Annotated in this window: 10 protein-coding genes; 3 read left to right on the top strand and 7 right to left on the bottom strand. The window is 44.6% G+C overall.

Annotation, left to right across the window (positions count from 1 at the left end; genetic code table 11):
• Positions 1 to 21: 21 nt before the first annotated feature.
• Positions 22 to 1,224: a porin gene (locus PO830_RS06560; protein WP_272852738.1), complete on the bottom strand. Its 1,203-nt coding sequence runs from the start codon at positions 1,222 to 1,224 to the stop codon at positions 22 to 24.
• A 383-nt stretch (positions 1,225 to 1,607) separates the two neighbouring features.
• Between PO830_RS06560 and PO830_RS06555 the strand changes: the two genes are divergently transcribed.
• On the top strand, positions 1,608 to 1,970 hold the full coding sequence (locus PO830_RS06555) for a toxin-antitoxin system YwqK family antitoxin (RefSeq protein WP_272852737.1): 363 nt from the start codon (positions 1,608 to 1,610) through the stop codon (positions 1,968 to 1,970).
• 70 nt (positions 1,971 to 2,040) lie between these two features.
• Here the strand turns inward: PO830_RS06555 and PO830_RS06550 are convergent, their stop codons facing one another.
• Entirely contained in the window at positions 2,041 to 3,237 is a 1,197-nt protein-coding gene (locus PO830_RS06550) for a multidrug transporter (RefSeq protein ID WP_272852736.1), read from the bottom strand.
• 30 nt (positions 3,238 to 3,267) lie between these two features.
• Complete coding sequence (locus tag PO830_RS06545) at positions 3,268 to 6,144, bottom strand: TonB-dependent receptor (RefSeq protein WP_272852735.1); 2,877 nt, start codon at positions 6,142 to 6,144, stop codon at positions 3,268 to 3,270.
• 178 nt (positions 6,145 to 6,322) lie between these two features.
• Between PO830_RS06545 and PO830_RS06540 the strand changes: the two genes are divergently transcribed.
• Complete coding sequence (locus tag PO830_RS06540) at positions 6,323 to 7,660, top strand: deoxyguanosinetriphosphate triphosphohydrolase (protein WP_272852885.1); 1,338 nt, start codon at positions 6,323 to 6,325, stop codon at positions 7,658 to 7,660.
• Here PO830_RS06540 and PO830_RS06535 read toward each other — a convergent pair.
• A complete protein-coding gene (locus PO830_RS06535; protein ID WP_272852734.1) occupies positions 7,644 to 9,425 on the bottom strand; it encodes a 1-deoxy-D-xylulose-5-phosphate synthase in 1,782 nt (593 codons plus the stop codon). The two genes, PO830_RS06540 and PO830_RS06535, sit on opposite strands and share 17 nt — an antisense overlap.
• 73 nt (positions 9,426 to 9,498) lie before the next feature.
• Here PO830_RS06535 and PO830_RS06530 point away from each other — a divergent pair, with 73 nt between their 5' ends.
• Complete coding sequence (locus tag PO830_RS06530) at positions 9,499 to 9,948, top strand: nucleoside deaminase (RefSeq protein WP_272852733.1); 450 nt, start codon at positions 9,499 to 9,501, stop codon at positions 9,946 to 9,948.
• A gap of 56 nt (positions 9,949 to 10,004) precedes the next feature.
• On the opposite strand, the gene PO830_RS06525 is transcribed toward PO830_RS06530, so the two are convergent.
• The 3 genes from PO830_RS06525 to PO830_RS06515 form a co-directional block, all read right to left on the bottom strand.
• The gene (locus tag PO830_RS06525; protein WP_272852732.1) at positions 10,005 to 10,202 is read right to left on the bottom strand and encodes a cold-shock protein; all 198 of its coding nucleotides are present in this window, start codon (positions 10,200 to 10,202) and stop codon (positions 10,005 to 10,007) included.
• A gap of 96 nt (positions 10,203 to 10,298) precedes the next feature.
• Positions 10,299 to 10,544, bottom strand: coding sequence for a hypothetical protein (locus PO830_RS06520; protein WP_272852731.1), 246 nt, complete (start codon positions 10,542 to 10,544; stop codon positions 10,299 to 10,301).
• Positions 10,541 to 12,334, bottom strand: a complete 1,794-nt coding sequence (locus PO830_RS06515; RefSeq protein WP_272852730.1) for a chloride channel protein — start codon at positions 12,332 to 12,334, stop codon at positions 10,541 to 10,543. The genes PO830_RS06520 and PO830_RS06515 overlap by 4 nt, the downstream gene beginning before the upstream one ends.
• Positions 12,335 to 12,337: the final 3 nt, after the last annotated feature.

Below are 12,337 nucleotides of genomic sequence, written 5' to 3'. Positions count from 1 at the left end.
CAAAAGGTTATGAAATTCGCACTAAAAGTGCAGTTCGAAACCCATTCGGAAACGTATGTTGTCCTCTATGCTGGCTACTGTTCGATAGCTCAGGTCGGCCTGAATTTTTAATTTGTGACCTACAAAATATTTACTCCCTCCCAACGTATATTCTTTTATATCCGATCGCATGGTAATGGCGTCAAATGTGTTTTGCGTATATCGGAAGACACTTTCATAATTGCTTCGGAAAAGATAACCTATTTGTGCGTTAATGGCATCCCCAACGAGTACAATATCTCCAGTAGGTGTTCCATCTAGTTCGACTGCCACCGGATTTTCGGCCTGTCGCTGCGCATATTCCGCCATGATAGAAACACCTTGCCATTTAAACATCGCGTCGGCAAAGAGGGTGGTTATATCTGTTTCATACAGACTGCCATCTTCTAAGAACATATAGGTTCCCAGATTACTACGGGTCTTAACAGCGTCATCATTATGATCGTAGGTGAATCCAAGCATGAGCTTGGGGGTTTCCTCTCTGGCGAGATCTGCTTGAATGTAATCTCCTTTCCCTTGAAAACTACCAAAAGGCAATATTTCAAGCCGGCCGGTATACTGAAGTCCGCCCAAGTTCCCCTCGGTTATATTACGACCCTCTCCTTGAGATAACGCAATTTTTTCTCTTATTAAAAAGGAATTTGATAAGGCAATATGGTGTTGTAATTGGAAGCCTATGTCGCGATCAATATTGAAATTGCTATTCAAGAGGGATCGATCTATTAATTGCATGTTTGCTGAAGAAACCACTCGCTCCACGTTCCCCGGAAGCTTGGTTTGACCTACCCACAGCTCAAAGTTTTCGTAGAAATTCCATTTGACCACCGCATCTAAGATGATTCTGGGAGTATTCCGGTTGAACTGATTGGCCCCTGCCACGTCGCGATTCGACAACCCCAGCTCTATCTTATATTTGAGGTTCGGACTAAAGGCAAATCCATCAAATTTCAAACGTGCCCGCCGAATCGAAAAGGTGTATTCAGGACTCCCATATTGTTCTCCTTCGTAGTCCCAGGAACTATTCGCTCGAAATTGAATACGAGGCGCAAATTTAACGCTCCAGGAGCTATCGGCAGCGACAAAATTGATTAGACCTTTACCAAATTTTGTGTTCGTGGTGTCTTGGGCGTGCATTACAGAGGCAAAAAGTGCAACAATGGAAATCGCCCATATACGTATCCTCATTGTGATAATCGTTAAAGTTTTTGTCGCTGCAAATAAATTAACAATCCTAAAATCAAATGTTTCCTTATTGTTACCATTTCAAAAAAAAAGGCTGCCGTTATCGGCAGCCCAATTACACTTATAAACGAAGTTGACAAAAACTTTACGATTATTAAAAAGTGTAGATGTCTAAAGACTTTGTAAATAAATAGAGATTTCCGTGGAGGTATGTAATGAAATCATTAAATAATCTTTAAACCACTCCAATGTTAAATCTTTACGCCGAAGGCTAATATAAACAACTGAAAAACAAGTTGTTGTGATTTCAATGTAAACTTAACGTTAACTAAATGTGTCTAAAAAGTAAATTTTATATTATATTTGAGATAAGAAAATGCATTGATATGAAGAATTTACTCGCCCTTATGATGATTGTAGCGCTTGCTACAGCTAGTTTTGCTCAAAACACCCCAAGAACCGAATATGTGAAGAAAGGGGACTTAACCCACGCAACCATCTATCATGATAATGGTATGGTCGCACAGAAGGGGCATTATACAAAAGAAGGAAAACTTACAGGTACCTGGATGAGTTATGATGCCGAAGGAAATATAACTGCAAAAGCAAATTATGTTAATGGTATGAAAGATGGAACTTGGACGTTCTATCAAGGAGCTACCAAGAAAGAGGTTACCTATGACAATAGTAAGATAGCCTCTGTTACTACATGGGAACGCACGGAGACACGTGTAGTTTCCAACAAATAAAAATCCTGAAAATAATTAAAAAAGGGGCTGTTGATTAACAGCCCCTTTTTTAATTACTCTATTTTACTAGTTACCGTGCCCAACCAGCGCCCCAGGTGGCGAAGTCGGTTCCGGTTCCATTTCCTACTCCCGTTAAGAAGTCACTGTCGTCAAAGGTGAATCCGGTGTCATTTTTTACTTGCGTGGTAACGTTGTTGAAGGTTACGTCAATCGCTTGAAGTAATCCGTCCAATACTCCTTGTCCGGTTGGGTTATCTCCCATATCACCGTCAAGATCAAAACCTTCATCAAAATCAGAGATCACTACGTTGGTGAAGATACCTTGTGTACCAGCACGTAGACGAATCGCTTCGTTGTCGGCGTCATTGGTTCCTACAATCGTAACGTTGGTAACGTTAGGAGCAGAGAAGTACCCACCTTCGTTAGAGAAATCGGTATTGTATCCGTCACACTCAAATGCCTTATCGTGGCTAGCGGTGTGCTCTACGTATACATCGGTAAGGTTTCCGGTGTATCCTTCCGTCCAGTCAATAGAATCATCTTCAGAACCAAAAACTGCCAAGTGGCTCGCATTTACGGTTCCACCGAAGAATTCAAAACCGTCATCAGATCCAACATACACCTGTACGTAATCGATCGTAGTATTGTTTCCGATAGCGTATAGAGAAACTCCATTTAGCTCAGAGTTACCGTCTACAGCTCCACCCGCATATTCTACACGAACATAACGCAATACACCAGAATCGTCTCCAGGAACGTTTCCACCATACGAAAGACCACCCACTTCAGTGGTAGAAGTATCGCTAGATCCATCAGCAGTAGAGTTGATAGGCGCACGCCCACACATTACGATGCCACCCCAGTCACCAGAACCAGGAGAATCTGCATTCGACGTAAATACGATTGGGTTCTCAGCATTTCCGTCGGCAACGATACGCGCTCCCTGAAGGATTGCGATATAAGCATTTACACCAACAGGAGCCACATTAATAGTGGTTCCAGGGGCAATGTTCAAGGTAGTACCTTCGGTCATGAGCACTGCTCCAGTTACTAAGTATTCGTTATCTGCCGTTAAGTTTAGATCTGAAGTATACACCCCGCTAAGGTTGATCGCTTCGTCTCCAACACCGCCGTCGCCACCATCGCTACCGTTGTTGATGGTTGTAACGCTGTTGTCTTCGATGATGATATCAGCGGTATCATCGCTCTCACAAGAAGTGAGCAATAAGGCGAATACGCCTATAAATAAAAGAAAATTAGTTTTCATCATTGCGTGAATTTAAATAGTAATTAATTGTTATATTTTGTATTTAAGTGTTAATCCGAAGCTTACGCCACGAGTGTAATTTAAAAGGGTTACATCCCCATTGCTATCTACCAGATCAAAAGGAGCTAACAAAACGCTGCCTTCGGCACCGGTGTTTTCACGAACCCTTTTAATGTCAGGGTTCAAAATATTCTTTACGCTAAGGTTGGCTTCAAAATGCTCACCAAAGGAGTTCCTCCAAATAAAGTTTAAGCTAGGCACCGACTTTTCTACGATGTTTCCTAAGTCTCCACTTCCCAACGCAAAGATGCGGTCTGAGAAATAGGAGAACGCTACCGTCGCCTTTGGTTTGTAGGTTCCAAACGTAGGCGAGTAGTTCAAATCGGCGTTTGCGATAAACTTAGAGGCGCCTTCCAATTCATCTTCGGTACGTGCGAAAGAGGTTCCGAAGGTAAAACCGTCTGCGGTAGAAATATCTTTCAGGTCTTGTTTCGTATCGGTATACGCAAAATTACCTCCAATAGTGATCAAGGGGTTTTCATCGGCGTCTGAAATTAGGTGCTTTCTAAACTCCAATTCTACTCCGTATACCTCCGCCTGATCTCCGGTACGGAAATAGCGCTGGGTACCTGTAGCATCGGTAGCCACTACCCGGTTGATTGGGTCTTGAATGGTTTTGGTAAAGACACTTACCGCTAGTAACTCCCCTCGTGTTGGGAACCACTCGTACTTCAAATCGGCGTTAAAAATATCTGAATAGCTAGCGCCGGTACCATCTGCTTTTCCTAACACGTCTGGGTTCCCCCCGATACGCTGCGTTACTTCTTCATAAACGAAGTTGGCAGCCTCCTTGAATTCAGGATAGGATGCCGTACGACTTCCCGACACACGAAGGTTCATGTCTTCGTTCAAAGCGTATTTTACGTTCAAACTAGGAAAGAATAGATTTTCTGTTACCGTGCGGAACCCAGGATCTCCGGGAACCGGGTTGATCACATCATAGGTAACCGATTGCGACCAGTTCTCTAAGCGAAGGCCGGGAACAAATAAAAACTTTCCAAGCTGAATATCGGCAGTGGCCAATCCGGCGTGAATGTCGAGCTCTCCTTTGTAGGTGTTTTCATAGGGTTGTGGAACGTTGGTGAGTCCGAGGATCTCATCCAAGCCTAAGGGCTGTCGCGCCACCCGTAAGTTCCAAAGACCCGATCCTTCCGGAATGTTAAAATTCGACACGAAGAAGAAATCATTAAGGTTAAGCGGATCTAGTACCGGATTCGCGTTTTTGTCTAGGATCTCGTATCCATAACGCCAGTTGTTGAAACGACGCTCTTTGGTTCTTCCGTTATAGCCGAAGGTAATGTTTACGGCTTCGGAAGCCTTATAATTCATATTCAAATAGCTGTTCAACTCATCGTCTTCAATGCTTTGGAAGTACCGCTGATTGTCGAACGCAATGTTGTCGTAAAAGATCGCATTGGTGGTAGGATCGTCATCCAAAAAGAACTGATAATCCTCTAGCGATAGCCGCTTTCTATCGGGTTGGTCTGAGAATACTTTGTTGAATCCAATGCCCCAGTCGGCTAACCATTTTTCGGAAAGTGTGTGGGTTCCGTTCAACTGGTTTACAAAGATCATATCCTGATCGAACTGAACGTTCGATTGGTAAAATCCGCCGTCACTGTTTCCACTAAAACCATCCCGGTTAAAACCTTGTCCACCAATTCCGAAGAAGGAAGCTTCGTCTTTAGACGTATTTGAGTATAGGGAGGTAAACTTGATTTTGTGTCCTTCAATATTGTTGTAAATGATTGAGGCCAGGGCCGAAGTATTGGTGGTGTATTCAAATTGTTCACCGTTTGGGAATCGCAATTTAACGTCGTTGGTAAAGTCTACGGCCTCGAATTCAGAATAGCCATATCCGTTGGTAAAAGAAGCCGTTCCGAAGAAACTCAAACGTTGGTTATCGTCAATATTGTAAGAATACCCTCCTTCGATCGATCCATTAAACGGGATAGGAGAGGAAGCCTCTTGTGGATCCACTCCGTGTGACAATACAATCGCGAACGGATCGTTGTCGTAGCGATTGTAGTATCCGAAGTAGCTGGGACCTTCACTTCGAAGAAAGTCTTCCCCGATAGCATTGGTGTTCGCACCCCCTCCGGTAGCAATGGCCAGATAGCCCGATCCTGTATATTCTTTGGAGGTAATGTCTACGTTACCCGCACTAAAGTCACCATAGAAATAGCTGGAATAGGCTTTACTAACCGAAACGCTCTCAATAATTTCAGAAGGAAATAATTCAAGGTTGATGTTTTTCTTGTTGACATCATTAGACGGAAGGGACAGACCGTTCATCGTGGTGTTCTGATAACGATCTCCCAACCCTCTAACAAATACTTCGCTACTTCCCTGTTGCTGGCTAATTCCGGAAATTTGAGCGACCGCTGCCGCGGCATTATCTACTCCCTTACGAGCGAGTTCTTCGGCACCAATACTTTGTACGATGGTGGTGGCTTTCTTTTGTTCTAACAATAGGGCTACTTCACTGTCTCTTCTTCGCGTAGTGGTAATCACTACTTCGTCCAGAGCCGCTGCACTGGCTCCCATAGGTACGTTTACTGTGGTAACACGATTGGCTTCCACGTTAATGTCAGCTATTTCTACCGTTTCGTACCCAACAAAACTATAGACCACGGTGTAGGTCCCGGGACTCAGGTTTTCTAGAGCGTACAACCCATCAATATCTGAAGTCGTACCTTTTGCTGTATCTTTTATGAGTACATTTGCAAACGGCAAGGGCTCATCGTTGTAATCTTTATCGGTCAACTGACCTACTATAGAACCGGTTCCTTGGGCAAAAGAGAGGGACGCGATTCCTAAAAGTATAGCAGTAAAAAAGTGTTTCATTTCGTTGTTTAATTTCTTGGGGCAAAGATGAACACACAATGTAAAGGTGCCGTTAACCCCAGATTAACCTTACATAACATTAAGGTTATCGAATTGTTAATCGAAATTTCGAAATCGATTTCGCCGCGAGTCCTTCTGAAATCAGTATCTTTCGGCTCTAAAATTCACCTTTCTTATGATGCAATGGGAGCAACTTTTATCCTTGAAAAGACAGGGCGATGCCAACAAGCGCCTTCGCATTGAACAAGATGAAACCCGCCTCGGTTTTGAGGTAGATTACGACCGCATCATTTTTTCTTCCTCCTTTCGTAGTTTGCAGGATAAAACACAGGTCATCCCCTTGTCGAAAACCTCCTTTGTTCATACGCGCTTAACACATAGCTTAGAAGTTTCGGTGGTGGGCAGGTCGCTAGGGCGGGCGACCGGAACCGCAATTTTAGAAAGGCACCCACATCTGGTCTCTACACTTGGATATCGATTTAATGATTTTGGCGCCATCGTGGCAGCAGCCTCTTTGGCGCACGATATTGGAAATCCACCCTTTGGGCATAGTGGCGAAAAGGCCATTGGTGATTTTTTCCGAAACGGAAACGGACGACGGTTCAAAGAGCAACTTAGCGATGCTGAATATCAAGATTTGGTCGCTTTTGAAGGCAATGCGAATGGCTTTAAGATGCTTACGGAAACCAAGCATGGAGTACAGGGAGGTCTCCGCTTGTCGTATGCGACCCTTGGAGCGTTTATGAAATATCCAAAACCTTCCTTGCCGGTGAAACCCACCAACCATATCGCCGATAAGAAGTTTGGGGTATTCCAATGCGATCGCTCCTTCTTTGAAGAAGTGGTCCAAGAACTGGGTCTTCTTTCGAGACATGCTGAATCTCCTCATGGCTACGCGCGGCATCCCTTAACCTATTTGGTGGAAGCAGCTGATGATATTTGTTATACGATCATCGACTTTGAAGACGGTATCAACCTTGGCTTGATCGAAGAAGAATTCGCCTTAGAGTATTTGATTAAATTGGTGCAAGACCGAATTCAAACCGATAAATACCATGCCTTAACCAAAGCTTCCGATCGTTTGGCCTACTTGCGATCGCTTGCGGTACACACCCTGATTCAGGAGGCCGTACGCGTTTTTATTGAAAACGAAGAATCGATCTTGTCCGGAACTTTTTCCGAAGCGCTTTTAGATCGATCTTCCTATAAGGCACAGATTGATGATATCATTAAAATTAGCGTAGAAAAAGTCTATCAAAGTAAAGAAGTGATCGACAAGGAAATTGCAGGGTATAAAATGCTTACAGAGATTTTAGATGCCTATACCACGGCCTTTGAACAGTATCATCTCGGTACAGACCGACACTACGATCGCTTGCTGTTGCAAAACTTTCAGGAGGATCTCAATCAGGATGATACAGTTTATGAATACCTTATGAAATGTTGTGATTTTGTCGCGAGACTGACCGACGGAAATGCATTGCAGTTGTACCGTCGTCTTAACGGAGCCTTGTAAGCAATTCCTTGAGAGTTTGGGTAAGCGCTTCTGAAGAAATTCCACATTGTTCCTGCAAAGCTTCCACGCTGCCGTGCTCTGGAAAGACATCGGGAATGCCTAGACGATGAAGCTTAGCGGTATAGTGATGTTCCGTAGCAAATTCGGTAACAGCACTTCCCACGCCTCCTTTTACGACCCCATCCTCTACTGTAACCACCGCGGCATATTTTTGGAATACGCTATGAAGCAACTCCGCGTCCAAAGGTTTTACAAACCGAAGATCGTAATGACCAATTTCCTCGGAAGCATTTGTTTTTTTGATCGCTTCGGAAACATGTACCGACATGGTACCTAGCGACAACACAGCGATCTTATTTCCCGCCTGCAAACATTCGCCTTTTCCGATGACTATCTCCTGAAAAGCCTGTTCCCAATTGAGGGTAGTGCCCCTTCCACGAGGATATCGAATGGCAATAGGATGGTTCAGCCCTAGTTGCGCCGTATACATGATGTTTCGCAATTCCTGTTCATTCCGCGGAGCGCAAATAACAAGGTTTGGGAGGCACCGTAAGGCGGCAATGTCAAAAATTCCGTGATGGGTGGCGCCGTCTTGCCCTACGAGTCCGGCCCTATCTAAACAAAAAATAACGGGAAGGTCTTGTAGACAAACATCGTGAATTACCTGATCGTAGGCCCGCTGTAAAAAGGTCGAGTAAATAGTACAGAACACAACCATCCCTTGCGTTGCCAAACCTGCAGCGAAAGTCACTGCGTGCTGTTCTGCTATCCCTACATCGAAGGCGCGATCGGGGAAGGCGTCCATCATCAACTTAAGCGAGCTTCCGGTAGGCATCGCCGGAGTAATGCCCACAATGTTTTCATTAGTTGCTGCAAGGGTTACCAGGGTTTTTCCGAAGACATCTTGAAATTTTGGAGGTAGGTTTTCTTGTTGCTTCGGAAGAAGGTCGCCGGTTTTGGCATCAAACTTTCCGGGAGCGTGATAGGTAATCTGCTGTTCTTCGGCTTGTTTTAAGCCTTTCCCTTTCTTGGTGTTAATATGAAGCAATTTGGGCCCCTCAACGTTTTTCAGTCGGTTTAATTCGGAAAGCAATGTAGGAAGGTTATGACCGTCTATCGGACCTGAATAATCAAAATTAAAGGCTTCAAAAACCGAGTTTTTTGGGTGTTTTTCGAGCGTTGCTTGTAAGAAATATTCTTTGAGGGCACCCACACTGGGGTCGATGCCAATCGCGTTGTCATTCAAAATCACCAAAAGGTTTGCGTTGCTCACACCGGCGTGGTTCAACGCTTCGAAAGCCATGCCGCTGGCGATGGAGGCATCGCCCACCACCGCAATATGATGCCGGGTGTAATCGCCCTTTAGTTGTGCAGCGGTGGCCATACCTAGGGCTGCCGAAATAGCGGTGCTACTATGACCGGTGCCAAAAGTATCGTATTCGCTCTCGCTTCGTTTTGGAAATCCACTAATGCCACCCAACTGTCGATTGGTATGGAACACCTCCCGACGTCCGGTGATGATCTTGTGTCCGTACGCCTGATGGCCCACATCCCAAACCAGTAAGTCACGGGGGGTGTCAAAGAGGTAATGTAACGCGATGGTAAGTTCTACCACGCCAAGACTGGCCCCCAAATGTCCTTCTTTTGTAGCAACGATTTCAATGATAAACCGACGCAGTTCTTCCGCGAGCTGTGGCAATTGAGACGCCGATAATTTTCGCAAATCTTTCGGGTCGGTTATATTATGTAATAATGAATTCGACACATCACAAAGATAGCGTATTCAATAAGGATTCTCGCCTTATGTTTTGGAACAAAAAAGCCTGTATCTTTGAGGCATGATTCAACCGTTCGACGATTCGTATTTTATGAAAAAAGCCCTGCAGGAAGCGAGTGCTGCCTACGATCAGGGCGAAATCCCTATTGGGGCGGTCATTACCATAGACAATCAGATCATCGCCAAGGCGCATAATCTAACAGAGACCTTAAACGACGTAACGGCCCATGCTGAAATGCAAGCGATTACCGCGGCAGCGAACTTCTTAGGCGGAAAATACCTGCAAGGCTGCACGCTATACGTTACGATTGAGCCATGCCAGATGTGTGCAGGGGCGCTGTATTGGAGTCAGATTTCAAAAATCGTATACGGGGCTAGAGACGAGCAGCGGGGCTGTATCGCGATGCAAACCAAGTTGCATCCTAAAACCACCCTGATAGGTGGGGTGATGGAGGAAGAGGCTCGTAGGTTTCTTACGCAGTTCTTTATTGAGAAGCGCAACCTCAATTAATAAAAAAACCCTCCAAAAATGGAGGGTTTGTAATCGATTGGTAAGATATATATGTCTTAATCGTGGATTACGCGCACTTGTCCGGCTACCATCCCTTTTCGTCCTTCCTCTTCTACATACTCAACTCGGTCACCTTCGTTAAGCGCTTCGCCGTTCAATCCTGTAACGTGTACAAAGATGTCTTTTCCGGTTTCGTCGTTGGTGATGAAGCCATAGCCTTTAGATTCGTTAAAAAACTTTACTGTTCCTTCCATTGTAAAAAAATAATAATTAATAATAGGGCGTAAAGGTACGGTAAATATCGAGCGGTAGGTTATCAAAATGTAACTATTTTGAAAAAACCCCCTGATTTACAGATTTTTCTTTCGCCCTTCTTCGCGCATTTTGTCGATGTTCTCCTTCGTTAACATATAGTCTTTAAAGCTGCGTTTTCGCCAACGATGAAAAATAAAGAGCGGCATCCAAAGGAAGAAAAGCGCTGCGATAGAGATGCCAATGCAAAGTTCTCCGGCCCTGTAGTCCTCCGGTCTTATGTAGAAGCCGAAACACGTTCCGGCTGCGATTAATAGAATTAAGACGATTAAAATGATTCTCATGTTTTTCCTGAAAAGGCGATTAATTTGCGGCGGTAGGCCGTGAGTAGTTTTGATTTCGAAACGAAGCCGTAATAGCTGTTATTAGAGATCACCGGAAGGTTCCAGGCTCCGGTATTTTGAAATTTCCGCATCACATCGGTCATGCGGTCTTCTCCCAAGATAATGATTTCGGGAGGATGTTGCATCAGTTCAGAAGCACTAATTTCTTCATATAATTTCTGTTCAAACATAATGGGGCGAAGATCGTCCATTAGGATGATTCCTTCTAAGGCTTTGGTTTCGCGGTCTACAACCGGAAAGATGTTTCGATTCGATTTAACGATCGCTTCGGAAACAATATCCTTCAGCAACATGTCTGAATGAACCACCACGAAGTTGGTTTCAATCACCCTGCTTAAATCCATAAACGTTAGCACAGCGTGGTCTTTATTATGGGTAATGAGCTCCCCCTTTTTTCCGAGTTCCATCGAATACACCGAATGCGACACAAAATGCTTGGTGATACTGAAGGAAATGGCGGCGGTAAGCATCAACGGAATGAACAGATCGTAGCCACCGGTGACTTCCGCAATTAGGAAGATGGCAGTAAGCGGGGCGTGAAGTACGCCTGCCATAAGACCTGTCATTCCCACTAAGGTAAAATTACTTTCAGAAATACGATGTGATAAAAAAGGTAGCGCGTTGACGATTCTCGCGAAACAATACCCCATAATACTTCCCATGAATAGCGTGGGCGAGAAGATACCTCCAACGCCGCCCGCACCAAAGGTAAACCCTGCTGCAATGACTTTAAAAAGTACCAGTCCGGCCAAAAGGCCCACCACTACCCAAACGCTGTTGAGGTCTAGGTGAAAGAAATTGTTCTCCAGCGCACGCTCGGGGTTGCCTTGCACCAAGTTGTTAATAACATCAAACCCTTCTCCGTAAAGTGGCGGTATAAAATAGACAAGCACCCCAATGCCCAATCCGCCAATCAAGAGGCGTTTTATGGGAGAACCAATCCGTTCAAAAAAGTGTTGAATACGGGCATAGGTTTCAGTAAAATAGATCGAGACGAAAGCCGCTACGATACTCAATGCGATATAATAGGGGAGGTCTCGAAACTGAAAAGTCTCTTCGATGCGAAAGGGCAATAGCACATCATTTCCGAAGAAAAAATAGGAAGTGATGATGGCAGAAACGGAAGCCAGCAATAAGGGAACGAGAGAGGTAAGGGTAAGGTCTAACGCAAATACTTCAACCGCAAAAATAATGGCTGCTACGGGCGCTTTAAAAATAGACGACATGGCACCTGCTGCCGCACATCCAATCAATAACGTTCGAGTGGGTTGATCCATGTGAAAGAGCCGAGACACATTAGAGCTTACTGCCGCTCCCGTGGCTACCGTTGGACCTTCCAGTCCTACAGACCCTCCAAAACCTACGGTTAATGGAGCCGTAAGCAAACTTCCAAACATTTGGAATCGTTTCATAAGCCCTTTGCGCTTGGAGATCGCAAACAGCGTAGCAGGAATTCCTTGTGTTAATGGTGAACGGATCACATATGTCACTGTAAGATAGGTCAACAACAACCCGATGAGCGGAAAAATAAAGTAGAAAGCCGTTTGGTAGGTCTCAATCAATTCGCCTTCTAACAGCAACTGAATAAAGTGCGTGCCATTTTTAATCAGTACCGCCCCTACACCCGATAGGAAGCCAATAAAAATGCTTAATACAAATACGAACTGGCGCTGCGGGATATGACGCAATCGCCAAATTAGAAATCGTTTGAGCACCGAACGTCGTTTCATTGT

The sequence above is a fragment of the Altibacter sp. HG106 genome (assembly GCF_028561755.1).
Classification (GTDB): Bacteria; Bacteroidota; Bacteroidia; order Flavobacteriales; family Flavobacteriaceae; genus DFVG01.
This window is presented reverse-complemented; position numbering and strand designations above follow the sequence as displayed.

What these genes read in the sequence shown, in the direction of transcription:
- PO830_RS06560 (WP_272852738.1), bottom strand. Translation starts at nt 1,224, where the DNA reads ATGAGGATACGTATATGGGCGATTTCCATTGTTGCACTTTTTGCCTCT.
- PO830_RS06555 (WP_272852737.1), top strand. Translation starts at nt 1,608, where the DNA reads ATGAAGAATTTACTCGCCCTTATGATGATTGTAGCGCTTGCTACAGCT.
- PO830_RS06550 (WP_272852736.1), bottom strand. Translation starts at nt 3,237, where the DNA reads ATGAAAACTAATTTTCTTTTATTTATAGGCGTATTCGCCTTATTGCTC.
- PO830_RS06545 (WP_272852735.1), bottom strand. Translation starts at nt 6,144, where the DNA reads ATGAAACACTTTTTTACTGCTATACTTTTAGGAATCGCGTCCCTCTCT.
- PO830_RS06540 (WP_272852885.1), top strand. Translation starts at nt 6,323, where the DNA reads ATGCAATGGGAGCAACTTTTATCCTTGAAAAGACAGGGCGATGCCAAC.
- PO830_RS06530 (WP_272852733.1), top strand. Translation starts at nt 9,499, where the DNA reads ATGATTCAACCGTTCGACGATTCGTATTTTATGAAAAAAGCCCTGCAG.
- PO830_RS06525 (WP_272852732.1), bottom strand. Translation starts at nt 10,202, where the DNA reads ATGGAAGGAACAGTAAAGTTTTTTAACGAATCTAAAGGCTATGGCTTC.
- PO830_RS06520 (WP_272852731.1), bottom strand. Translation starts at nt 10,544, where the DNA reads ATGAGAATCATTTTAATCGTCTTAATTCTATTAATCGCAGCCGGAACG.
- PO830_RS06515 (WP_272852730.1), bottom strand. Translation starts at nt 12,334, where the DNA reads ATGAAACGACGTTCGGTGCTCAAACGATTTCTAATTTGGCGATTGCGT.